Below are 24,758 nucleotides of genomic sequence, written 5' to 3'. Positions count from 1 at the left end.
TTCCTGGGAGATCCAGACTAACCGCCCGGCACCCTGGGTGATCGGTCGACGCCTGTACAGCAGCCCAATCGTGTACTCGCCGTGACATGCGCGGGCGCGGTCCGCGCCGCCGGCGGGTGGCCCGGCAGGCGCCGGTGCCCCGGACCGGGCGCTCCACCCCCGGGCGCTCGGTAGGCTGACCTGGAAGGTATGTCCTCTACGGAAACGGGTTTGCGGCGATGGCCCACGCGGTAACTCCTAGCCCTGCCAAGAGCGGTGGCGAACCCACCCCGGTGGCCTACGAGCAGGCGCTCACCAGGTACGAGCCCGTACTCGGTCTGGAGACCCACATCGAGTTGGGCACCGCCTCCAAGATGTTCTGCTCCTGCCCCACCGGGTTCGGCGCCGAGCCGAACACGCAGGTGTGCCCTGTCTGCCTCGCGTTCCCGGGTTCCCTCCCGGTCGTGAACGAGAAGGCCGTCGAGGGCGCGATCCGCCTGGGGCTGGCGCTGGACTGCTCTATCGCGCCCTGGGGCCGGTTCGCCCGGAAGAACTACTTCTATCCGGACATGCCGAAGAACTACCAGATCTCGCAGTACGACGAGCCGATCTGTGTGGACGGCCACCTCGACGTCACCGTCGACACACCCGACGGTCCGCGCGAGTTCCGCGTGGAGATCGAGCGCGTCCACATGGAGGAGGACACCGGCAAGACCTCCCACGTGGGCGGTGCGACCGGACGCATCCACGGCGCCGCGTACTCGATCGTCGACTACAACCGCGCGGGCATCCCGCTGCTGGAGATCGTCACCCGGCCCATCACCGGCACCGGCGACCTCGCGCCCCTCGTGGCGCGCGCCTACGCCGCCGAGCTGCGCGACCTGGTCCGCTCCCTGGGCATCTCCGACGTGCGCATGGAGGAGGGCTCCATGCGCTGCGACGTGAACGTGTCCATCCAGCCGGTCGGCACCAGCGAGTGGGGGACCCGGAGCGAGACCAAGAACGTCAACTCGCTGCGCTCCGTCGAGCGCGCCGTGCGCTCCGAGATCGAGCGCCAGGCAGGCGTCCTCGACGCCGGGCACAGGGTCGTGCAGGAGACCCGCCACTTCCAGGAGAACACCGGGCGCAGTATCTCCGGCCGCTCCAAGGAGGAGGCGCAGGACTACCGGTACTTCCCGGACCCCGACCTGGTCCCGGTGGCCCCGTCCGAGGCGTGGATCGAGGAGCTCCGCACCACCCTCCCGGAGCTGCCCGCCGCCCAGCGCGCCCGGGTCAAGGCCGAATGGGACCTCAACGACACCGAGCTGCGCGACCTGGTCAACGCCGGGGCGATCGAGCTGGTGGAGGCGACCGTGGTCGCCGGCGCCCCGTCCGCGGAGGCCCGCAAGCTGTGGCTCAACGAGCTGTCCCGCCGCGCCACCGAGCAGGAGGTCGAGCTGGGCGCCCTGCCCGTCACCCCCGCCCAGGTCGCGCGGATCATCGCCCTGGTGGCCGAGGGCACGCTGACCAACAAGCTGGCCCGCCAGGTCGTGGAGGGCGTGCTGGCCGGTGAGGGCGGCCCCGACGAGGTGGTCCGGGACCGCGGGCTCCAGGTCGTCAGCGACGACGGCGCACTGGGTGCGGCCGTGGACGAGGCGATCGCCAAGAACCCCGACGCGGCCGACAAGGTGCGCGGCGGCAAGGTCGCCGCGGCCGGCGCCCTCGTGGGAGCCGTCATGAAGGCGACCCGCGGCCAGGCCGACGCCGGCCGGGCCCGGGAGCTCATCCTGGAGAGGCTCGCCGCGGGCTGACCGCCCCCGGTCCGGTCGGGCGCCGCCCGACCGGACCCCGGGGAACCGACCCGCCCCTGACCCGGCGGGTCCTGGTGTCATCAGGGCGCCGTGGACTCGGAGGGGGTCCACGGCGCGCCGTGCGCACGGCGCGCGGCCGACGCGCGAGGGTGACCCTGGGTCACCATTCTGTCGTCATCTCTCATCCGGTCCTCAATCGCTGTGTGACCTTGGTTGCGTAGGGTTGCGACGCACGGGGGTGTGTGCGGTCGCGCGAACCGTCCCGCCACCAGGCTCGTCCCAGTCCCGCGAGAACCTGGGCGGCAGACTGCGGTGCCCGGTGCTGTGCCGTGCCGGGGACTCGAACGACGCGAGGTGGGTGCTCCATGTCCGAGGAGAGAGCGCGACGGCGGCGCGCCGCGAGGGACGCGACGGGCCCGCGGGGAGGTCGGTGATGGGAACCCGGGCACGCCGCCTGTGGATCGTCGGGTTGGGCGTGCTGTTCCTGGTCTACGTGGCGGGCGCGTTCGTGCCGATGGGCCCGACCACCGTCACCGCGACGTTCGGCGAGTGGCCGACGGCGCTGGCGGCGGGCGCCGCCGGGCTCTCCCTGCTCCTTGCCTCGCGTCGCTGGGCCACGACCGGTGCCGACCGGGAGGCGCACGTCGACGGGGCGGACGGCCCCGCCGCGCTGCGGCACCTGGGGTTCGCCGCACTCGCCTGGTGCGCGGGTGGCGTCACTCACGGTCTGACCCGTCTCCTCAGCTCCAGCTCGGTGCTCTCGCTCACCCTGGGTGACCTTTTCGCGCTCGCCGCGCTGCCACTCTTCGTGGTGGGGTTCACGCGGTTCGCCCCCTGGCCGGGCGGCCTGAGGACCGCGATGCGCCACATCACCGACAGCTATGTATGCGCCGCCGCGGTGTTCTCCGTGGTGTGGCTGCTGCTGTTCTCCCCGCTTTACGAGGAGCTGGGCGAGGGGGCCGGGTTCCTGGGGTTCGCCCTGGTCTACCCGGTCGCCGACATCGTCGTGCTGTGCCTGCTCGTCCCGCTGGTGTTCATGTCGCCGCACAGCACGCGGCGCGCGGTGCTGCTGGCGATCGGGGCGCTCATCGTCATCGCGGGGTCGGACATGATCGGTGCGCTCACCCGCCTGACCGGCATGCCCATCGCCGGAGGGGTCGAGCACCCGATCAAGTTCCTGGGCTTCGCCCTGCTGGGGGCCCTGCCCTGGCTGGTCGAGCACCGGCCGGGTTCCGAGCCGCGCCGGATCACCGGGCGGGGCCTGTACCGGTTCGCGCCCGAGCTCGCGGCGGTGGGAGCGGTGGCCGTCGCCGCGGTGGTGCTGACAGTGGCCGGTGTCCGGCTGTCCGGGGTGGCGCCGGTGCTTCCGCTGGCCGCCGGAACCGCCGTCATTGTGCTCCTGGTGCGGGTCCTGGGCATGCTGGAGGAGAACGCGACCCTCGCCCGCATGGTCCGCAACCGCGAGGGCCACTTCCATGAACTGGCCCGCAACAGCGGTGACGTCATCCTCATCCTGGACCGGGACGGTGGCGTGTTCTACGTCAGCCCGGGGACGGCCGAGGCGTTCGGGTACCGGCTGGACGACGTGCTCGCCGCACCCGTCACCGCCCTCATCCACCCCGAGGACCTGGCACGCACCAAGTCCGTCACGGACCTGTTCTCCGAGCGAGGCTCCCAGGGCGTGCACCTGCGGCTGCGGGTGCGGGCCGCCGACGGGACGTGGCGGCACACCGAGTCGACCGCGTCCCTGTACGAGCAGCCGGGCGAGCCCGACCGCCTGCTGGTGACCACCCGCGACATCAGCGCGCAGGTGGCCCTCCAGGACGAGGTCGAGCACCTGACGTTCCACGACGGGGTGACCGGGCTGCCCAACAGGGCGTACCTGGAGGAGCGGGCCAGCGACGTGCTGGCGCACCGGGCCATCAGTGACGAGCCCAACGAGGACATCGCGGTGATCTTCCTGGACCTGGACGGGTTCACGTCGGTCAACGACTCCGCCGGACACGTGCGCGGCGACCACCTGCTGGGGCAGGCCGCCCGCAGGCTGCGCGCCGAGGTGGACTCGAACGCGACCCTGGCCCGCTGGGGCGGCGACGAGTTCGCGGTCCTGGTGGAGGGCGTGCCCCTGGCCCAGCGGGTGGTCGACCTGGCCGAGCGGCTGGGAAGGGTGATCGCCTCCGAGCCCTTCCAGGTCGCCGACCGGGAGATCATGCTGACCGCCAGCACCGGGGTGGCCTTCGCCGAGCCCACCACCGACAGCGGTGAGCTGCTCCGCAACGCCGACGTGGCCATGACGCGGGCCAAGGAGCGCGGCGCCGGACACGTGGAGGTCTACGCCGCCCACATGCACGACATGGTGGTGTCCCGCCTGGAGCTGCAGATCCGGCTGCGCGAGGCGCTGGCCAACGGCGACTTCTTCCTGGAGTACCAGCCGGTCGTGGACCTGGGCAGCTCCCAGGTGACCTCCGTGGAGGCGCTGGTGCGCTGGGACCGGGACGGGGAGTCGGTCGGGCCGGACGCGTTCCTCGGCGCCGCGGAGGAGTCGGGGCTGATCGTGCCGCTGGGGGAGTGGATCCTCCGGGAGGCGTGCGAGAAGGTCGCCGTGTGGCGGCTCTCGGACTGGGACATCGGCCTGTCGGTCAACCTGTCCGTGAAGCAGGTGCTGTCCCCCCGCTTCGTGGAGACGGTGGCGGGCGTCCTCGCCGAGACGGGTCTGTCCGCCGAGGTGCTCACGATGGAGGTCGACGAGGAGGTCCTGCTGGACGACGGCGGCGAGGCCGTGCAGCGTCTGGCGGAGCTCCGGGAGCTGGGCGTGCGGCTGGCCATCGACGACTACGGCATGGGCTACGCGTCGCTGGCCCACCTGCGGCTGCTGAGCGTGGACGCGATCAAGATCGACCCGGCGTTCATCGCCGACCTGGGGCGCGACGACACGGTCACGCTGCTCACCCACACGATCATCCAGCTGGGCCGCGACCTGGGGGTGCAGGTGGTGGCGGAGGGGATCGAGCGCCCCGAGCAGCTGGAGCAGCTGCGCGCCATGGGCTGCGACCACGGCCAGGGCTTCCTGGTGGCCCGGCCGATGCCCGCGAGCGGCGTCGAGTCGCTCGTCGGGGGCGAGGCCGGGGTCAACCTCTGACCCCGCGGACGCCCGCGCGGCGCGCGGGCGTCCGCCTCCCCGGGCGTCCGCCTCCCCGGGCGTCCGCCTCCCCGGGCGTCCGCCTCCCCGGGCGTCCGCCTCCCCGGGCGTCCGCCTCCCCGGGCGTCCGCCTCCCCGGGCGTCCGCCTCCCCGGGCGTCCGCCTCCCCGGGCGTCCTGCCGCGGGCCCGGACCCTCGGGACGCCGGCGGACGGGCCGGTCTCGCGCACGACGACCCCCCACGTGTTCTGTGTTACACGCGGCGGGGGTCTTGCGGCGGTTCGTCCAGTTCAGACGGGCATCTCAGCGCTGGGGGCGGTCGCATGTTGACATATCGATCTCACATAATGAGACATTATGACGTTCTTGTTGACGGGCACCCCCTCCGTCGGCCAATGTGGTCAACGTGCAGAACACCTCCCTGATTCTCGTACTTGGTCGGCGCGCAGCCCACTGAGTTTCTTCTGCTGCGCGCCACCCCTCAACCGCCACAGGGCGGTGGGGGTTTTTTTATTGCCAGACCAGGGTCAGACCCACCACGCCAGAGCCCCAGCACCGTTCTGGTACCTCGCTGAAGGATCTTGAGATGACCGAGCAGATGACCGGCGCCCAATCGCTGATCAGGTCGCTGGAGCAGGTCGGCGTTGACACTGTCTTCGGAATTCCCGGCGGCGCCATCCTCCCGGCCTACGACCCGCTCTACGACTCGGCCAAGGTGCGCCACATCCTCATGCGCCACGAGCAGGGCGCCGGACACGCCGCCGAGGGCTACGCCTACGCGACCGGCCGTCCCGGGGTGTGCATGGCCACCAGCGGACCGGGCGCCACCAACCTGGTGACGCCCCTCGCCGACGCCCACATGGACTCGGTTCCGATGGTCGCCATCACCGGGCAGGTCGCCGCCCCCATGATCGGCACCGACGCGTTCCAGGAAGCCGACATCTGCGGCATCACGATGCCGATCACCAAGCACAACTTCCTGGTCAAGAACGTTCGGGACATCCCCCGCACCATCGCCGAGGCCTTCCACATCGCCTCCAGCGGCCGCCCCGGGCCGGTCCTGGTCGACATCTCCAAGGACGCCCTCCAGGCCTCCTCGGACTTCGTCTGGCCCGAACGCCTCGACCTGCCCGGCTACCGCCCGGTCACCAAGCCCCACGGCAAGCAGGTCCGCGAGGCAGCCCGCATGATCGCGGAGGCCAGGCGCCCCGTCCTGTACGTCGGCGGCGGCGTCCTGCGCGCCGGGGCCGCCGCCGAGCTGCGCGTCCTCGCCGAGATCACCGGTGTCCCCGTCGTCACCACGCTGATGGCCCGGGGGGTCTTCCCCGACAGCCACCCGCAGTTCGTGGGCATGCCCGGCATGCACGGCGACGTCAGCGCCGTCGGCGCCCTCCAGAAGGCCGACCTCATCGTCGCCCTGGGCGCGCGCTTCGACGACCGCGTCACCGGGCGGCTCGACAGCTTCGCCCCCGACGCCAAGATCGTCCACGCCGACATCGACCCGGCCGAGATCTCCAAGAACCGCCACGCGGACGTGCCCATCGTCGGCGACTGCCGCGAGGTCCTCGCCGACATGGTCGTGGCCGTCCGCGCCGACCAGGAGAAGGGCCGGCAGGGCGACTACGAGGCCTGGTGGCAGCAGCTCAACCGCATGCGCACCACCTACCCCAAGGGCTTCGAGGCCTCCGACGACGGCAGCCTGTCACCGCAGGCCGTCATCCAGCGCCTGGGCAAGATCGCCGGACCGGAGGCCACCTACGTCGCCGGCGTCGGCCAGCACCAGATGTGGGCCGCCCAGTTCATCGACTACGAGCGCCCCGGATCCTTCGTCAACTCCGGCGGACTCGGCACCATGGGCTTCTCCGTCCCCGCGGCGCTCGGCGCCAAGGTCGGCGACCCCGACCGGGTCGTCTGGTCCGTCGACGGCGACGGCTGCTTCCAGATGACCAACCAGGAGCTGGCCACCTGCGCCATCGAGGGCATCCCCGTCAAGGTCGCGGTCGTCAACAACGGCAACCTGGGCATGGTCCGCCAGTGGCAGACCCTGTACTACGAGGGCCGCTACTCCAACACCGACCTCCAGACCTCGCCCAAGGACGAGAAGGTCCGGATCCCCGACTTCGTCCGCCTCGCCGAGGCGTACGGTTGTGTCGGCCTCCGCTGCGAGCGCGCCGAGGACATCGACGCCACCATCGAGAAGGCCATGTCGATCAACGACGCCCCCGTCGTCGTGGACTTCACGGTCAACCACGACGCCATGGTCTGGCCGATGGTCGGCCCCGGCGTCAGCAACGACAACATCCAGTACGCGCGCGACATGGCGCCGAACTGGGAACACGAGGACTAAGAGGAGAAGGCCGAACCACCATGAGCAGTCACACGCTTTCCGTTCTGGTGGAGGACACCCCGGGTATCCTCGCCCGTGCCTCCTCCCTCTTCTCCCGCCGCGGCTTCAACATCGACTCACTCAGTGTCAGCACCACCGAGTACCCAGGACTGTCCCGGATGACAATCGTGGTCAACTGCGACCTCCACCCCTTGGAGCAGGTGACCAAACAGCTCAACAAGCTGGTCAACGTCGTCAAGATCGTGGAGATGGACACCACCGCGTCGGTCCGGCGCGAGCTGCTGCTCGTGAAGGTCAAGGCCGACGCGTCGAGCCGCACCCATGTGCTTCAGACGGCCGAGCTGTTCCGCGCGCACATCGTGGACGTCAGCCCGGACGTCGTCGTCATCGAGGCCGTCGGCGACCCCGAGAAACTCGATGCCCTGGTGAGGAACCTGGAGCCGTTCGGCATCAGGGAACTCGTCAAGTCAGGGCTGGTCGCCCTGGGCCGCGGGCCGCGGTCGATCACCGACCGCTCCCTCCGCACGGTCGACCGCAGCGCCTGAGGCCGCCAGGAGTCAACGAAGGCGCCGGAGCCGCAGGGCTTCGTCCCGGGGCGGCGGCGGACGGCGAGTCGGCACGGACGAGCCCCCGCCGCGACCCCACACGTACGTAAGAACAAGGAGCATTCCCAAGTGGCAGCACAGATGTACTACGACGACGCCGCGGACCTCGCGCTCATCCAGAGCAAGAAGGTCGCCGTGATCGGTTACGGCAGCCAGGGGCACGCGCACGCGCTGTCGCTGCGCGACTCCGGCGTGGACGTGCGGGTCGGCCTCGCCGAGGGGTCGAAGAGCCGCGCCAAGGCCGAGGAGGAGGGCCTGCGCGTCGTCACCCCCGCGGAGGCCACCCGCGAGGCCGACGTCATCATGATCCTGGTCCCCGACCACATCCACCGGGACCTGTACGCCGAGGAGATCGCGCCGAACCTGGAGGAGGGCAACGCCCTGTTCTTCGGCCACGGCTTCAGCATCCGCTACGGCCTCATCAAGCCGCCCGCGGGCGTGGACGTGGCCATGGTCGCCCCCAAGGGCCCCGGCCACCTGGTCCGCCGCCAGTTCGAGGCCGGGCGCGGCGTGCCCTGCCTGGTCGCGGTCGAGAAGGACGCCAGCGGACAGGCCTGGGACCTGGCCCTGGCGTGGGCCAAGGGCATCGGCGGCACCAAGGCCGGCGTCATCAGGACGACGTTCACCGAGGAGACCGAGACCGACCTGTTCGGTGAGCAGGCTGTGCTGTGCGGCGGCACCGAGGAGCTGGTCAAGGCCGGTTTCGCCACCCTGGTCGAGGCGGGCTACCAGCCGGAGATCGCCTACTTCGAGTGCCTGCACGAGCTCAAGCTGATCGTCGACCTCATGTACGAGGGCGGCATCTCCAAGATGAACTGGTCGGTGTCCGACAACGCGGAGTACGGCGGCTACACCCGCGGCCCGCGCGTCATCACCGAGCAGACCCGCGAGGAGATGCGCAAGATCCTCGGCGAGATCCAGGACGGCTCCTACGCCAAGGAGCTCATGGACGAGTTCGACGCCGGTCAGCCGACCTTCAAGAAGCGCCGCGAGGCCGAGCAGAACGAGAAGATCGAGAAGGTGGGCGCCGAACTGCGCCCGCTGATGAGCTGGCTCAAGGCCTAGAGGGTCGGGCGAAGACCCCGTGAACCGGGGGCAGGTGGACTACACCACCTGCCCCCGTCGGGCTTCCCTACCCGGGCAGTAGACTTTTGATCGGCCGTCTCCCCCGATCCGGGCAGTGCCAACCACCTGCGCGATCGGGTCGCACCACCCGAAAAGGAACCGTTGTGCCCAAACCCGCCGTACTCGTCGCGGAAGAACTCTCGCCCGCCGGAATCGCGCTGCTCGAAGAGGACTTCGAGGTGCGCCACGTCAACGGCGCCGACCGGTCCCAGCTCCTGCCCGCCCTCGCCGACGTCGACGCCCTGATCGTGCGCAGCGCGACCAAGGTGGACGCCGAGGCCCTGGCCGCGGCCTCCCGACTCCAGGTGGTCGCCCGCGCCGGCGTCGGTCTGGACAACGTGGACGTCGAAGCCGCCACCAAGGCGGGCGTCCTGGTGGTCAACGCCCCGACCTCCAACATCATCAGCGCCGCCGAGCAGGCCATCAACCTGCTGCTGGCCAGCGCCCGCAACACGGCTCCGGCCCACAACGCCCTCATCAACGGCGAGTGGAAACGGTCCAAGTACACCGGTGTGGAGCTGTACGAGAAGACCGTCGGCGTCGTCGGCCTCGGCCGGATCGGCGCCCTCGTGGCGCAGCGCCTGTCGGCCTTCGGCACGAAGGTCATCGCCTACGACCCGTTCGTGCAGCCCGCCCGCGCGGCGCAGATCGGCGTGGAGATGACCACGCTCGACGAGCTGCTGGAGCGCTCCGACTTCATCACCATCCACCTGCCCAAGAACAAGGACACCCTGGGCCTGATCGGTGACGAGGCGCTGAGCAAGGTCAAGCCGACCGTGCGCGTCATCAACGCCGCACGCGGCGGCATCCTGGACGAGGACGCCCTGTACCGCGCGCTCAAGGACGGCCGGGTCGCGGGCGCGGGCATCGACGTGTTCGCCAAGGAGCCGTGCACGGACAGCCCGCTCTTCGAGTTCGAGAACGTCGTGGTCGCCCCCCACCTGGGAGCGAGCACGGAGGAGGCGCAGGAGAAGGCGGGCACGCAGGTCGCCCGTTCCGTCAAGCTGGCGCTGTCGGGCGAGTTCGTGCCGGACGCGGTGAACGTGCAGGGCACCGGGGTCGCCGAGGAGATCAAGCCGGGGCTGCCCCTCACCGAGAAGCTCGGACGGGTGTTCACCTCCCTCGCGGGCACCATCGCCAGCCGCATCGACGTGGAGGTGCGCGGGGAGATCGCCGCCCACGACGTGAAGGTCCTGGAGCTGGCCGCCCTCAAGGGCGTGTTCGCCGACGTCGTCGAGGACACGGTGACGTTCGTCAACGCCCCCCTGCTCGCGAAGGAGCGCGGTGTCGAGGTCAACCTCGTCACCAGCGACGACAGCAGCGACTGGCGGAACCTGATCTCGGTGCGCGGCGTTCTGGCCGACGGCACCCGGGTGTCGGTGTCCGGAACCCTGACCGGGCCTCGCCAGATCGAGAAGCTGGTCGAGATCAACAACTACACCATGGAGATCGGCCTGGCCGAGCACATGGTGTTCCTCTCCTACGAGGACCGTCCCGGCATCGTCGGCAAGGTCGGCGCCCTGCTGGGCGACGCGGGCGTCAACATCGCGGGGATGCAGGTCATCCGTGACGAGGAGGGCGGCAAGGCGCTGATCGCCCTCACCGTCGACTCCGCCGTGCCGGAGGAGATCCTGTCGTCGATCTCCGACGAGATCGACGCCGACATCAGCCGTCAGATCGACCTGGAGGACTAGGCCGCGTTCCGCGGATCGTTCCGGGCTCGCGTCGATCGGCGCAAGCGCCGGGTCAACCGAAAGCATCCACGGAACACGCCCTGGGGTCCTCCCCACGGGCAGCCCGGGAGGGGCCGTTTCCACCGACGAGGGTCGGCGGGAACGGCCCTTCTGCGTGTGCGGGTCCTGGAGGGCGGACAGCCGGTGGGGCGCCCCCGGGGCTCAGGCAGGAAGGGCGAGGATGGTCCGGTCTCTGGCTGTACATGTTCTTTCCGGGGAAATGTCCCGGGTGTGAATAATGGTCGCCCGGCGAATGACGGAGACGGTTCTCGGTCTCGTGTTATGCGAAGGTGATTTCTGCATCTGTGTAAAACTATCGCTGGCTGGAGTGCTGGTCCCCGTCCGGTTCCGCGTTTGTGGAGTCTTTTTCGAACGGTTTCGGGTGTGGGCGGGTTCGATGTCCTGGCTCCCGCCTCCATGGTTTGGATCCGATGCTGGGGGGCCTGAATTGCAGTTTCCACGTCGACGATTCGCGGTAGCGCTGGGGGCGGCCGGGGCGGCCGGGACCGGCACACTTCTCGCGATGCTCGGGTACGGGGTGATCGACGCCTGGACCGCGCTCCACCTCACCGCTCTGGCGGGGGCCTTCGGCGCGGTCGGGCTCCTCGCGGTCGTCGTGCGCCGCAACACCGCCCAGGTGCGGGCGCTCCGGCGCCGGTTCGACGGCCACGCACGTGAGATCACCGAGATCGCGGGGGAGAACCGCGCGGAGCTCTTCGCCCGCGCCGACGACCTGACCGGTCGCATGGCACGGATGGAGGAGTCGGTGCGCGTGCTGGTCGACGCGACCGCGGCGCACGGCACACCGTCGGAGAGCGGTGGGGACGGGACGGATCCCGCCCCCTGGGCGGCGGGGACCTCCGGCGAGTCGGAGGCCATCCGGGAACTGGGAGAACTCCTGGGACCCGACGCGTACATGCCGCCCCTCGGAGGCGGCGGGGTCTCCCCGGACACGATGGGCCTGGTCGTCAGGGCGGTCAGGGACCGGCGCCCGCACCTGGTGGTGGAGGTCGGCAGCGGCGCGTCCACACTCTGGCTGGGACTGGCGCTCCGCCGGTTCCGGACCGGGAGGATGGTTGCGTTGGAGAGCGACCTGCGGTGCGCGGGGCTGGTCCGTGCCATGGTTGCGGCACACGGCCTCTCCGAGATCGTCGAGGTGCGCTGCCCCTCGGACCTCGAGGGCCTGCACGGTATCGACCTGCTGCACGTCAGCCGGGCGACGGGAGCGGAGGGGAGCGATCCGGTCCGTCCGGACCTCGTCGAGCGGTGCGCCCCGGGCGCGCTGGTCATCCCCTGGGAGAACCGCGGCGCCCACGGCCCGGTACGCGAGAAGCTGCGGGTCCAGCGCCCCGACCTCGTCTTCGAGGTGGCTGCCCCCGAGAGCGCGGTGCCGGCCCGAGCCGCCTCGTGACCGGGGCGGAGGTCGCTGACGCCCTGCGGTTCCGGGGCTCCCTTCCCGCTCTGGTCTGCCACGCCGGTGCCGCGGCGGCGGGCGCGGTCGGTGACCTCGCCCTCGGCGCGGAGGACAGGGCGGTCGACCTGGACCGGGTCGTTCTCGGGGAGGGCGGGGCCGAGGACGGAACGACGGACCCGCACACGGGCGTGGTCGCCGTCGTCGCGGCGACCCCGACCGACCTGAGGAGGGCGCTGGTCCCTCTCGGAGTCCTGCCCGCCGCGTCGTTCGTGGCGGTCGTCCTGTTGGAGGCCTCCCCCCACCTGGGCCCCCCGGTTCCGGTGGTTCCGGGGCTGGGGCAGTGGTCGGACCTGCTGGACCTGCGGGTGCGGCGCCTCGGCTCCGGAGGCTGGTCGTGCGAGGCGTGTTTCGGGGATCCGGTGCCGGTGCAGCGGGTGGTGGGGGCGCTGGCCAGGGGAGCGGTCGGCGGTCGGCCGGGGGCCGCCGAGGTTCCGGCGGTGTCGGTGCTGGGCGAGGACACGGGTCTGTGGTGCCCGGGCGGGCCGCGGGTGGCGGATCCGCGCGGGGCGGACGTGGTGCTGAGGGTCGGACCGGCGGTGCCGGAGGACTCCGGTGTCCTCGAAGGCGCACGGGGGCGCGGCGTCCGCCGTCTGAGCGTGGCGGAGTCCTCGTGGGAGGTGGCGGGGCAGCCGGGTGGCGCGGTCCCGAACCGCTTCCGGGTGGAGGACGTGCCCCCGATCGACGAGCGGCTGGTGAATCCGGCGGGGTTCGTCCGCCGTGCGGGGCCGAAGGTCGGGCGGCTGGTCTCCCGGGACGGGCGCTGGGTGCTGGTCGCGGGCCAGTCGGTGCGGTGGAGCGTGCCCGACGACGGGACCCTGACGGACGTGGACGCCGCCCGGTTGCGGGATCTGCGGGCGGTGAGTGTGGAGTGGGGGCGGCACAGCGGCCCGCTGTCGGCGGTGCGGGCGGTGGCGGGACTGGCCGCGGCCGGGGTGCCGCTCGTCGGCGGCCCGGCACCGCTGTGGGCCGACTGCCTCGGGGCCGAGCTGCGCGGGCTGGTCACCGCCGTCGACGCCCGGGATCTGTCGGACGAACTGGTGCGGGAGGAGCACAGCGTCCGCCTGCGCAGGGCGGCGCTGCGCACGCACGGGGTGCGTGCGCGCTGGCGGGACCTGGGAGAGGCGGCGGGCGTCGCGGTCCCGCCCGATCCCGCGGTCTCAGTGGTGCTGTGCACCCGGCGGCCGGAGATGGTCGGGTTCGCGCTGCGCCAGGTGGCCCGCCAGCGGGGGGTGCGGGTGGAGCTGGTCCTGGGGTTGCACGGTTTCGGAGAGGACGCCCCGGGGGTCGGGGAGGCGATCGCCGGCTTCGGGGCGCAGGGCCGTGACCTGGAGGTGTTCCGCCCCGATCCCGACGCGGTCCTGGGGTCGGTGCTGAACGAGGCGATCGCGCGGACGGGCGGGCCGTGGGTCGCGAAGATGGACGACGACGACTGGTACGGGCCGGACCACCTCGCGGACCTGGTGCTCGCCCGCCACTACTCCGGCGCCGACCTCGTGGGCAGCGCGGCCGAGTTCGTCTACCTCGAAGCCCTCGACCTGACGGTGCGGCGGAGGGCCCGGACGGAGTGCCTGTGGGGGCGGGCCGCGGGGGGAACCCTGCTCATGGACCGCGGGACCCTGGAGGCGGTCGGCGGCTTCCCTCCGGTGGGCACGGCCGAGGACACGGGCCTCCTCACCGGGATCGAACTTCTGGGCGGTCGCGTCTACCGGGGCCACGGCCTCAACTACGTCCTGCGCCGCAAGGCCTCGGGGCACACCTGGGACGTCGGCGCCGGCTACTTCCTGAGGCGCGAGGCGGAGCGGCACCGGGGGTGGCGGCCCAGCGCGCTGCTGGAGTCCGACGCGGCCGACGCGCCCGAAGGCGTGGTGTGGAGGGGGCCCGCCGAGGAGCGGGGCACGAAGGAGGGGAGCACACGATGACGCTCGTCCATGACGGCGCCCTCGACAGTCGGAGGCCGGCCGGCGGGGGGCCGCGGCCGCTGATCCGTCACAACGACTATTCGGTGTTGGAGCCGCCTGCGCTGGGTGGGTGGGTTCCGGTGCTGGACGTGAGTGTGGTGGTGCGGGCGTTCGGTGGTCAGGAGAGGTTGGATCTGACGTTGGCGTCGTTGGCGGCGCAGAGTTATCCGGTGGGCCTCATGGAGGTCGTGGTGGTGGACGACGGCAGTGATCCGCCGATCCGGTTGCCGGAGGTCCGTCCGCCCCACACGCGGATCGTGGTGGTCCCCCCGGGCGGCTGGGGCCGGGGCCACGCGGTGAACTCCGGCGTGGCCGCCTCGGACGCGGACGTGGTGCTGTTCCTCGACGCCGACATCATCGCCTTCCGCGACCACGTCGAGGCGCAGATGCGCTGGCACCACCTCGCCGACTACCTCGTGGTCACCGGCCACCTGCGCTGCGTCGACCACCGGTTCGGCACGCTGAGCCCCGTCGAGGTCGCCGACGCCGTCGGGCGGGGCGAACCGGAGGCCCTCGTCGACGGCCCGGGCGAGGAGATGGCATGGCTGCGCAGGGCCTACGACCGGAAGGAGAACCTGCGCGCCGCCGGGTACGAGGCGTTCACCTACTTCATCGGGGCCACGGGGTCCGTGCGGCGGGAGCTGCTGGTGGAGTGCGGGGGGACCGCCCCCGAACTGCTCCTGGGAGAGGACACGCATCTGGGGTACCGGCTGGCGCAGCGGGGCGCCGTGTTCGTCCCCGAGCCCGACAGCCGCAGCTGGCACCTGGGCCTCCCCGAGATGGAGCGCCGCAAGGCGGAGGGTGTCCGGTACAGGGTTCCCTTCGTCGGTAACCGCATCCCCCGGTTCGGCGTGCGCAGGGGTACGGGCGTACGCCAGTGGCAGGTGCCTTGTGTGGATGTGGTGGTGGAGGTGTCGGGTGTGGTGTTCGAGGTGGTCTCGGACACGGTGGAGCGTGTGTTGGGGGGTGATGTGGCGGATGTGCGGGTGACGTTGGTGGGTGAGTGGCGGCGTGTGTCGGCGGGGGGTCGGCATGCGGTTCTGGATGATCCGGATGTGGAGTTGAGGTTGGTTCGGGAGGCTTTCCGGTGTGAGTCGCGGGTGGTGTTCGCGGAGGAGGTGCCGCGGGCGGACCCGGACGTCCCCTTCCGGCTGTTCCTGCCCACGGGGCTGCCCCTCGCCCGGCACGCCGTGCGCCGCATGGTCCAGAGGGCGGACGAGGCCCGCGCCGGACTGCTCCGCGCGGCCGTGCCCGGGAGCGACCGCGGCGGACCCCGCCTCGAGAGGACCGCGGCGTTCGCCCGGGCCCGGCGCCTGGGAGCCGGCGCCGAGGACGTGGACGCCCTGGTGGGCGAGGTCAGCGAGGTGCACTGGATCGACGGCGAGACGCAACTGCTCACGGAGGAGGACGGGCCGCCCCGCCCCCCGGAGGACTGGCGGGCGGAACTCGCGCGAGCCGAGCGGGAGGCCGCGGAGCAGGAGGCGAGGGCGGGGCGCCTGGAACGCAGGTACCGCTGGCTGACCGGGACGCGCAGCGGCCGGCTCCTGCGCCGGATCATCGAATGAGGGGGACCGGCGGTATGGCGGCGGCGGGCGGTGCGCGCGACCACGGGGGCGCGGTGGCGGGACGGACCGGGACGGGGCCTCCCCGGGTCCGTCACAACGACTATTCGGTGTTGGAGCCGCCTGCGCTGGGTGGGTGGGTTCCGGTGCTGGACGTGAGTGTGGTGGTGCGGGCGTTCGGTGGTCAGGAGAGGTTGGATCTGACGTTGGCGTCGTTGGCGGCGCAGAGTTATCCGGTGGGCCTCATGGAGGTCGTGGTGGTGGACGACGGCAGTGAACCGCCGATCCGGTTGCCGGAGGTCCGTCCGCCCCACACGCGGATCGTGGTGGTTCCGCCGGGCGGGTGGGGCCCGGCGCGCGCGGTACGGGCGGGGACGGACGCCTCGTCCGGGGCTGTGGTGCTGCGGCTGGACGCGGGTATCGAGGTCGCTCCGGTCCACGTCGAGGCGCAGATGCGCTGGCACCACCTCGCCGACCACCTCGCCGTCCTGGGCGGAGTGGTGCGCGCCGGGGGCGGCGACGGTGTCGGGTGCGGGGAACCCGACGCGTCCTGCGGACCGGAGGCGGCGGAGGGGGAGTGGGCCGCGGACACCGCGGGCGCGGACCGCCTGAGGACCGCCGGGCACCGGGCCTGGCAGGCCTTCGCGGGGACCGCCTGGTCGGTGCGGCGGGAGCTGTTGGCGGAGTGCGGCGGCATGGATCCCGGACTGCTCCTGGGCGAGGACACGCACCTGGGATACCGGCTGGCGCAGCGGGGCGCGGTGTTCGTGCCGGAGCCCGCCGCGACGGGGCGCCGCCCGGGCGGGCCGCGGCCGGAGGACCGCCCGGAGGAGGCCGACCGGTTCGGCGCACCGTTCCTGGAGAACCGCGTGCCGCGCAGGCACTCCCGCCGGGTCTCACCCGGCCGTGAGTGGCAGGTGCCTTGTGTGGATGTGGTGGTGGAGGTGTCGGGTGTGGTGTTCGAGGTGGTCTCGGACACGGTGGAGCGTGTGTTGGGGGGTGATGTGGCGGATGTGCGGGTGACGTTGGTGGGTGAGTGGCGGCGTGTGTCGGCGGGGGGTCGGCATGCGGTTCTGGATGATCCGGATGTGGAGTTGAGGTTGGTTCGGGAGGCTTTCCGGTGTGAGTCGCGGGTGGTGTTCGCGGAGGAGGTGCCGCGGGCGGACCCGGACGTCCCCTTCCGGCTGTTCCTGCTCGCCGGACTTCCCGTGGGCTCCGGGGCCGTGCGGACGCTGACGGCCGCGGCGGACGCCCGCGACGCGGGTGTCGTCCTCGTACGCGGTACGGGCGGGGGAACGGCGGCGATGCGCCTCGAACGGGAGGCAGCCTTCGCCCGGGCCCGGCGCCTGGGGGCGACCGGCCCGGAGCTCGACGTCACGGTGGCCGAACTGTGGGGCGAGCACGACGTGGACCGGGACGAGGTCCTGACCGGGCACCGGCCCGGTGAGGAGGGGCCGCCTGCCGACTGGCACCGGCGGATGAGGCGGGCCGCGAGGGCGGCGGACCGCAACCGTGCCGCCGCCGACCGCTGGGAGCGCCGTATCCGGGTGCTCGTCCGCGGGCGCGGGGTGCGGCTGCTGCTCGGTCGGCCCGTCCGGGGCTCGCGCGTGCGCCGGACCCGGAGGGGGGCGATTTCGGCCGTATGAGCTGCAACGACACCAGATCGTCTCACATGGTGAGAATTGCTGGTCATATAGTTGGACCTCCGATATTCTGAAGTCCTAGGAGTTGGTGGCGTCGGCTCCACCGTCTGACGCCGCCACCCAGTGCCGCGCTCGCCCCGACCGGGGCCCGCGCAGGTGATTCCGGCAGACGATCCCGCCGGGGGCGAGCTCCTTTCTCGGTGGGCACCGTCGCCCACGTTCCGCGCTCCACCGCCGTTCGGCGCCATCGTGCCGTGCCGCGGACACCGAGCGCGCGGCGCCGCAGGGCGCGCAACCGCGAAGGCCCGTGGCCGATCCGCTCCCAGGGGCGGTCACGCACAGCATTCGGAGGATCGCATGTACGACCTGATCGAGTACCCGACCACGCCCGACTCCGAGGACGAGATCAACCGCGCCCTCCAGGACGCCCTGAACCGTCGGGCCTGAGGGCCACCTCCCGCAGGGGTCCGCTCCCGGGCCGACCCCGGCGCCGCCCCGCGGTCCGGGGTCGGCGCCCCGTGTCCGGTGACCACCGCCGGGTGCGCGACGGCGTGCGGCCGGTCCGCGTCCGGGGGCCGATCCGCGAGCGGGCCGGAAATCGCCAGAGGGGGCGACCCGGGTCCCGGGGGCCGGTAGGGTTGTCTCATTCAGTGTTCATTTTGATCTCACCATTTGAGAAGCGCCCGGTGGGGTCGTACCCGAATCAGAGGCAGTCCGTATGGCAGCTCGCACCGTGAAACTGGCAGTCATCCCCGGCGACGGAATCGGCCCCGAGGTCGTGGCCGAGGGGCTCAAGGTGCTGGAGGTCGCGGCCGCCCAGCAGGACCTCGCCGTGGAGACCACCGAGTACGAGCTGGGCGCGAAGCTCTGGCACCGCACCGGGGAGACGCTGCCCGAGTCGGTCGAGGCCGAGCTGGCCGGACACGAGGCCATCTACCTCGGCGCGGTCGGCGACCCGTCGGTGCCCAGCGGTGTGCTCGAGCGCGGGCTGCTGCTGCGCCTGCGCTTCGACTTCGACCACTACGTCAACCTGCGCCCGGTCCGGCTGTACCCGGGCGTGGCCAGCCCGCTCGCGGGCGTCGGCCCCGAGGACATCGACATGCTCGTGGTCCGCGAGGGCACCGAGGGTCCCTACGCGGGCGCCGGCGGCGTGCTGCGCAAGGGCACGCCCCACGAGATCGCCACGCAGGACAGCGTCAACACCCGCTTCGGCGTGGAGCGCGTGGTCCGCTACGCCTTCGAGAAGGCCGCGTCCCGCCCCCGCCGCAAGCTCACGCTGGTCCACAAGGACAACGTTCTGACCTTCGCCGGTGAGCTGTGGCAGCGCGTGGTGCGGGAGGTCGGCGCCGAGTACCCGCAGGTCGCGGTGGACTACTGCCACGTCGACGCGGCCTCGATGTTCTTCGTCAACCAGCCCGCGCGCTTCGACGTGGTCGTCACCGACAACCTGTTCGGCGACATCATCACCGACATCGGCGCCGCCATCACCGGCGGCATCGGGCTGGCCGCGAGCGGCAACATCAACCCGGACAACACCTTCCCCAGCATGTTCGAGCCCGTCCACGGCTCCGCGCCCGACATCGCGGGCCAGGGCAAGGCCGACCCGACCGCCACGGTGCTGTCGGCCGCGACGATGCTCGACCACCTGGGGGTCCCCGAGGCGGCCCGCCGCATCGAGAACGCGGTCGCCTCGGACCTCAAGACCCGCGCCCAGAACAGTGGGACGCGATCCACGGCCCAGATCGGTGAGGACCTCGCCGCACGAGTAGCCGAGCAGGGCTGACACACCTCCGTCGGCCCTGCCCTTCTCCGAGGCGCGGCCGACCGCCGGGGGTCACACGGACACGTGGGACGGCCCCTGGGGCGAACACCGGCAGGCGCGCCCGGAACCACCGAGCGCGCCTGCCGCCACGTCCGGGCCCTGCTCCGGCCCTGGCACCGGGTGCGCTCTTCCGTCAGACTAGATTCCAGGTCGGCGGCGCTGCCGACCTGATGCACCCGAGAGGACCACCGACGACATGAACAACGACACCACCACAGCGGGGTTGACGTTCGACATCCAGCTCTCCGACCGGCGGAAGACCCCGCAGGAGCGGGAGGCACTGCTGGAGAATCCCGGTTTCGGGCAGGTGTTCACCGACCACATGGTGACCATCCGCTACACCGAGGGCACGGGGTGGCACGACGCCAGGCTGGAGCCGTACGGCCCGCTGAGCCTGGACCCGGCCACGTCGGCGCTGCACTACGCCCAGGAGATCTTCGAGGGACTCAAGGCCTACCGGTACCCGGACGGCTCGCTCGCGTCGTTCCGTCCCGAGGCGAACGCCGCCCGGCTCAACAGGAGCGCGGCGCGCATGGCCATGCCGGCGCTCCCCGAGGAGCTGTTCCTCACGTCCATCGAGCTGCTGCTGGAGCACGACGGCGCCTGGGTGCCGGACAAGGAGTACTTCAGCCTCTACCTGCGCCCGTTCATGATCTCGACCGACGTCGGCCTGGGCGTGAACCACCCCTCCCGCAGCTACCTCTTCCTGCTGATCGCGTCCCCGGTCGGCTCGTACTTCTCCGGCGGCGTCAAGCCGGTGACGGTCTGGCTGTCCAAGGACTACACGCGCGCGGCCCCGGGCGGGACCGGCGCGGCCAAGTTCGCGGGCAACTACGCGGCGAGCTTCCTGGCCCAGTCCCAGGCGGTCGAGAAGGGCTGCGACCAGGTCGTCTGGCTCGACGCCCGCGAGCACCGCTGGGTCGAGGAGATGGGCGGCATGAACCTGTGGTTCGTGTTCGGCTCGGGCGGGAACGCGCGCCTGCGCACGCCCGCGCTGACCGGCACCCTGCTGCCCGGCATCACCCGGGAGTCCCTGCTGACCCTGGCCCCCGACCTCGGCATCCCCGCGGAGGAGGCGCCGATCTCCACCGACGAGTGGCGTGAGGCGGCCGAGTCGGGCGAGCTGACCGAGGTGTTCGCCTGCGGCACCGCGGCCGTGATCACGCCCGTCGGGTTCGTCAAGAGCGACGAGGGGGAGTTCGCGATCGGCGACGGTACCCCCGGCCCGGTCACCATGCGCCTCCGCGAGGAGCTGGTGGGCCTCCAGACGGGGCTGCGCCCCGACAAGCACGGCTGGATCACCAAGTTCTAGTTCCGGTGTGACCGCGTGCGGGCCGCCCCCGGCGGGCGGCCCGCACCGCCGCCCACGTGGTCCGGAACCGGTCGCCGGCCCCGCGCGGCAGAGGCCCGCCCGGCCCGCTCCGGCGCGGCCGTCGGCCCCCTTCGCCCGCGGGGCTCATGGGGAAAACGTCCGATGTGAGAAACTCGCGTCTCGAATAATGGGACAATCGGCCCCTGAACACCGAGTACTCCGTCGGGCTGTGGCACACTGACCTCATGCCGTCTCAGGTTCTCATTATCGTGAGGCGCGCTGGCTGACCAACGGACCTCGCCAGCGCGCTGACCTCTCGTGTCCACGGGGGGTCTTTTTTGTTGGCGGGGGCGGGTCGGCCACACCACAGCATCCACCTTCGGGAGTTCCGCCCATGAGGGACGACAGTTTCCACGTCTTCGACACCACGCTGCGCGACGGAGCCCAGCGTGAGGGGATCAATCTGCGGGTCTCCGACAAGCTGGCCATCACGCAGCTGCTCGACGACTTCGGGGTGGCGTTCATCGAGGGAGGGTGGCCGGGGGCGAACCCCAAGGACACCGAGTTCTTTCAGCGGGCTTCACGAGAGCTCACGCTGAAGCACGCGCAACTCACCGCGTTCGGCGCGACCCGCCGGGCCGGTGTGAAGGCCGCCGACGACCCACAGGTGGCCGCCCTGCGCGACAGCGGCGCCCCGGTCGTCACCCTTGTCGCCAAGAGTGACGACCGGCACGTCGAACGCGCCCTGCGCACGACCCTCGACGAGAACCTCGCCATGATCGCCGACACGGTGTCCCACCTGCGCGAACACGGCCAGCGCGTGTTCGTGGACTGCGAGCACTTCTTCGACGGCTACCACCACAACCGCGACCACGCCCTCGACGTGGTCCGCACCGCCGCGGAGGCCGGGGCCGACGTCGTCGTCCTCTGCGACACCAACGGCGGCATGCTCCCCGGTGACATCACGCGCGTCGTCACCGAGGTCCGCGAGGCCACCGGGGTCCGCCTCGGCATCCACGCCCAGGACGACACCGGCTGCGCGGTCGCCAACACCCTCGCCGCCGTGGACGCCGGGGCCACCCACGTGCAGTGCACCGCCAACGGCTACGGCGAGCGGGTCGGCAACGCCAACCTGTTCTCGGTGGTCGGCGCCCTCGCCCTCAAGCGCGGCCTCGACGTCCTCCCCGACGGCTGCCTGCCGGAGATGACGCGCGTCGCCACCGCGATCGCCGAGATCGTCAACCTCACCCCCGACACGCACCAGCCCTACGTGGGTGTGTCGGCGTTCGCCCACAAGGCCGGGCTGCACGCCTCCGCGATCAAGGTCGACCCCGACCTGTACCAGCACACCGACCCGGCGCTGGTCGGCAACTCCATGCGGATGCTCGTCTCCGACATGGCCGGCCGCGCCTCCATCGAGCTCAAGGCCCAGGAACTGGGTCTGGACCTGGCGGGCGACCGGGCGCTGTCCGGCCGGGTGGTGGAGCGGGTCAAGGCCCTGGAACTCTCCGGCTACAGCTTCGAGGCGGCCGACGCCTCCCTGGAGCTGCTGCTGCGCGAGGAGCTCGGGGAGCCGGTCCGCTACTTCGACACCGAGTCGTGGCGGGTCATCACCGAGCGCAGGCCCGGCGCGGGCGCCGGCCCCCTGTCCAACGACTACGACAGCCTCACCGAGGCCACGGTGAAGCTGCTGGTCAAGGATGAGCGCGTGATCGCCACGGCCGAGGGCAACGGTCCCGTCAACGCCCTGGACCGTGCGCTGCGCAGCTCGATGGAGGGCGTGTACACCGCTCTGGCGGGGCTGGAGCTGACGGACTACAAGGTCCGCATCCTGGAGGGCAGCTCGGGGACCAATGCCATCACGCGCATCCTCGTGACCTTCAGCGACGGGTCGGGGGAGTGGACCACGGTCGGCGTCGGCCCCAACGTCATCGACGCGTCCTGGGTGGCGCTCGAGCAGGCCGTCACCTACGGGCTGCTCCGGCAGGGCTACCCGCAGGGCTGACGGGGTGACCCCGGGGTGAGGCCGGGGCCGACGAGGGGCGGAGGGCGCGCGGCGGGAGATGTGCCCTCCGCCCCGGCGTCGTCGTGCCCCCGGGTGTCCCCAGCAGCGGCGACCTTCGGAGGAACCCGCAGTGTCTGCCCTTCCCGGCCCGGACTGAAACTTACTTACCGGTAAGGGATGCCTGGCCGAAAGGGTATAGCCAGTGTGTCCTGGATCACTCGATACTGCGGACTTTGGAAGAAGTGTCCCGCGAAGTCCGAGTGGTGATAGATGTCCGCAAGAACTGTTGTGCGTCCTCGCGTTGTCGCGCTGTTCTCCTTCGGGAGAAGCGCAGGTCACCTGCCCCCTGAAGACTTCGGGACGTGTCCTCACCAAGCATCCTCCGAGGCGGGGGGAGGGGCGTGACCGCGTCTCCGGTCGCGGAGTCCCCCGCCGGAACCCCCGCACCACGGCGACGCGGACGCGAACGGGGGAGGGAGTCCGCGATGGCGTGGGCCTTCCTGGCCCCCTCCATGGCGGTCTTCGCGCTGTTCCTCGCCTACCCGCTGGGCCGCACGGTCTACCTGTCCCTGCACGGCAACGACATCATCGGGCGGCCCAACCGCTTCGTCGGGCTGAGCCACTTCGCCGAGATGGCGAGCCCCGAGTTCGCCGGGGTCCTGCTCACCACGCTCCTGTTCACCCTCGGGGTGGTCGTCCCCGGCGTGGTCGGCGCACTGGTCGTGGTCCTCCTCCTCGAGGGTGTCGTCCGAGGCCAGCGCTTCCTCCGGGGGGCGTTCGCCCTCCCCTTCGCGTTCTCCGTGGCCAGCGCGTCGGTGATCTTCTCGGTCTTCTACAGCCCCGGCAACAGCGTGCTCAACGGCATCCTGTACCGGCTGGGGCTCGCCGAGGTCCCCTGGCTCACCTCGCAGGAGATGGCGCTGTGGTCGGTCTGCATCACCACGGTCTGGATGAACCTGGGCTACGGGGTGCTGGTCCTCGCCGCCGGAATCGGCTCCATCCCCCGCGAGGTGAACGAGGCCGCCCGCATCGACGGAGCCACCGGTGTCAGGCTCGCCTGGAACGTCACCGTCCCGATGCTCGGCCCGCAGCTCTTCTTCCTCATCGTCATCTCCACCATCAACGCACTCCAGAGCTTCGGACAGATCCACATCCTCACCAGGGGCGGTCCGGTCGGCTCCACGAGCACCCTCGTCTACTCCGTCTTCGAGGAGGCCTTCGCCTACGGCACGAGCGACTTCGGCCGTGCCAGCGCGCAGGCGCTCGTCCTGCTGGTGGTGGTCCTGGTGTGCACCGCGGTCCAGTTCGGCGTCATCGAGCGGAAGGTGCACTACGCGTGACCGCCACGTCCACCACCCCCGTCCCCGCGTCCCCCGGCGGCGGGACCCCCGCCCCGGAGCGGCCCGCCAGGAGGAGGCACCGCCACGGACCCGGGCACGTGCTCGGCAGGGTCCTGCTCTACTCCCTGCTCGCCGTGTGCCTGGTCCCGGTCCTGTTCCCCGTGTACTACGTGTTCGCCGGAGCGGTCATGGAGCCGCGGGAGCTCTCGACCTTCCCGCCGAGGCTGCTGCCCACCGGCGTCGACACGGGCAACATCCTGGGCGCGCTCGACGCGGTCCCCCTCGCCCGCATGTACACCAACTCGCTGGTGACGGCCGGGATCATCACGTTCTGCCAGCTGGCCTCCTCCGCCCTGGCCGCCTACGCGTTCGTGTTCCTGCGGTTCAGGGGCAGCGCCGTGGTGTTCGCGCTGTTCCTGTCCACGCTGATGATCCCGGGCGAGGCCACGTTCATCCCCAACTACCTCACCCTGTCCGAGTGGGGCCTGTCGGACTCCTACGCCGGGCTGGTCCTGCCCTTCCTGGCGTACGCGTTCGGCACGTTCCTGCTCCGCCAGAGCTTCAGGCAGTTCCCCCGGGAGCTGTACGACGCGGCGCGGATGGACGGCATGGGACACCTCCGGTTCCTGTGGACGGTCCTCCTGCCGCTGAGCAGGCCCGCGCTCAGCGCGGTCGGCGTCTACGTGTTCATCACCAGCTGGAACATGTACTTCTGGCCGCTGATCATCACCCGCAGCACCGAGATGCAGACCCTCCAGATCGGCTTGAACAGCCTCAAGACGGGCGAGGCGGCCAACCCCGGCCTGCTCCTGGCGGGCGCGGCGCTCTCCGTCATCCCCACCCTCGCCCTCGTGGTCCTCGGACAGCGCTTCATCGTCCGCGGGCTCACGGCGGGCGCGGTCAAGTAGGGCGCGTCACACACGAC

At 71.5% G+C, this 24,758-nt stretch carries 14 protein-coding genes and 1 pseudogene; all 15 read left to right on the top strand.

Features of this window, described 5'->3' with window-relative positions:
• The first annotated feature begins 272 nt into the window (after window positions 1–272).
• The 15 genes and pseudogenes from gatB (at window position 273) to Q8791_RS11260 (ending at window position 24,741) form a co-directional block, all read left to right on the top strand.
• Window positions 273–1,769, top strand: coding sequence for an Asp-tRNA(Asn)/Glu-tRNA(Gln) amidotransferase subunit GatB (gene gatB / locus Q8791_RS11330; RefSeq protein ID WP_330091702.1), 1,497 nt, complete (start codon window positions 273–275; stop codon window positions 1,767–1,769).
• A gap of 433 nt (window positions 1,770–2,202) precedes the next feature.
• On the top strand, window positions 2,203–4,908 hold the full coding sequence (locus Q8791_RS11325) for a putative bifunctional diguanylate cyclase/phosphodiesterase (RefSeq protein WP_330091600.1): 2,706 nt from the start codon (window positions 2,203–2,205) through the stop codon (window positions 4,906–4,908).
• Window positions 4,909–5,469: 561 nt separating this feature from the next.
• A pseudogene (locus Q8791_RS11320) lies at window positions 5,470–7,254 on the top strand (acetolactate synthase large subunit); the annotation flags it as partial.
• A gap of 20 nt (window positions 7,255–7,274) precedes the next feature.
• A complete protein-coding gene (gene ilvN, locus Q8791_RS11315) occupies window positions 7,275–7,799 on the top strand; it encodes an acetolactate synthase small subunit (RefSeq protein WP_267946497.1) in 525 nt (174 codons plus the stop codon).
• A 129-nt stretch (window positions 7,800–7,928) separates the two neighbouring features.
• Window positions 7,929–8,924, top strand: a complete 996-nt coding sequence (ilvC, locus tag Q8791_RS11310) for a ketol-acid reductoisomerase (protein ID WP_330091599.1) — start codon at window positions 7,929–7,931, stop codon at window positions 8,922–8,924.
• 164 nt (window positions 8,925–9,088) lie between these two features.
• Entirely contained in the window at window positions 9,089–10,678 is a 1,590-nt protein-coding gene (gene serA, locus Q8791_RS11305) for a phosphoglycerate dehydrogenase (protein WP_330091598.1), read from the top strand.
• Window positions 10,679–11,240: 562 nt separating this feature from the next.
• Entirely contained in the window at window positions 11,241–12,128 is an 888-nt protein-coding gene (locus tag Q8791_RS11300) for a class I SAM-dependent methyltransferase (protein ID WP_330091597.1), read from the top strand.
• Window positions 12,125–14,110, top strand: a complete 1,986-nt coding sequence (locus tag Q8791_RS11295; RefSeq protein WP_330091596.1) for a glycosyltransferase — start codon at window positions 12,125–12,127, stop codon at window positions 14,108–14,110. The genes Q8791_RS11300 and Q8791_RS11295 overlap by 4 nt, the downstream gene beginning before the upstream one ends.
• A 119-nt stretch (window positions 14,111–14,229) precedes the next feature.
• A complete protein-coding gene (locus tag Q8791_RS11290) occupies window positions 14,230–15,714 on the top strand; it encodes a glycosyltransferase (RefSeq protein ID WP_330091595.1) in 1,485 nt (494 codons plus the stop codon).
• A gap of 143 nt (window positions 15,715–15,857) precedes the next feature.
• On the top strand, window positions 15,858–17,357 hold the full coding sequence (locus Q8791_RS11285; protein ID WP_330091594.1) for a glycosyltransferase: 1,500 nt from the start codon (window positions 15,858–15,860) through the stop codon (window positions 17,355–17,357).
• A gap of 715 nt (window positions 17,358–18,072) precedes the next feature.
• Entirely contained in the window at window positions 18,073–19,137 is a 1,065-nt protein-coding gene (locus Q8791_RS11280; RefSeq protein WP_330091593.1) for a 3-isopropylmalate dehydrogenase, read from the top strand.
• Between the two features lie 235 nt (window positions 19,138–19,372).
• Window positions 19,373–20,488 carry a branched-chain amino acid aminotransferase gene (locus Q8791_RS11275; protein WP_330091592.1) on the top strand — a complete coding sequence of 372 codons (1,116 nt, stop codon included), beginning with the start codon at window positions 19,373–19,375 and terminating at the stop codon, window positions 20,486–20,488.
• 394 nt (window positions 20,489–20,882) lie between these two features.
• Window positions 20,883–22,493 (top strand): citramalate synthase, encoded by a 1,611-nt coding sequence (cimA, locus tag Q8791_RS11270; protein ID WP_330091591.1) that lies wholly within the window; start codon window positions 20,883–20,885, stop codon window positions 22,491–22,493.
• A gap of 485 nt (window positions 22,494–22,978) precedes the next feature.
• Complete coding sequence (locus tag Q8791_RS11265) at window positions 22,979–23,833, top strand: carbohydrate ABC transporter permease (protein WP_407941984.1); 855 nt, start codon at window positions 22,979–22,981, stop codon at window positions 23,831–23,833.
• Window positions 23,830–24,741, top strand: a complete 912-nt coding sequence (locus Q8791_RS11260) for a carbohydrate ABC transporter permease (RefSeq protein WP_330091589.1) — start codon at window positions 23,830–23,832, stop codon at window positions 24,739–24,741. The genes Q8791_RS11265 and Q8791_RS11260 overlap by 4 nt, the downstream gene beginning before the upstream one ends.
• Window positions 24,742–24,758 lie beyond the last annotated feature (17 nt).

Source organism: Nocardiopsis codii, assembly GCF_036327455.1.
GTDB classification, from domain to species: Bacteria; Actinomycetota; Actinomycetes; order Streptosporangiales; family Streptosporangiaceae; genus Nocardiopsis; species Nocardiopsis codii.
This window is presented reverse-complemented; position numbering and strand designations above follow the sequence as displayed.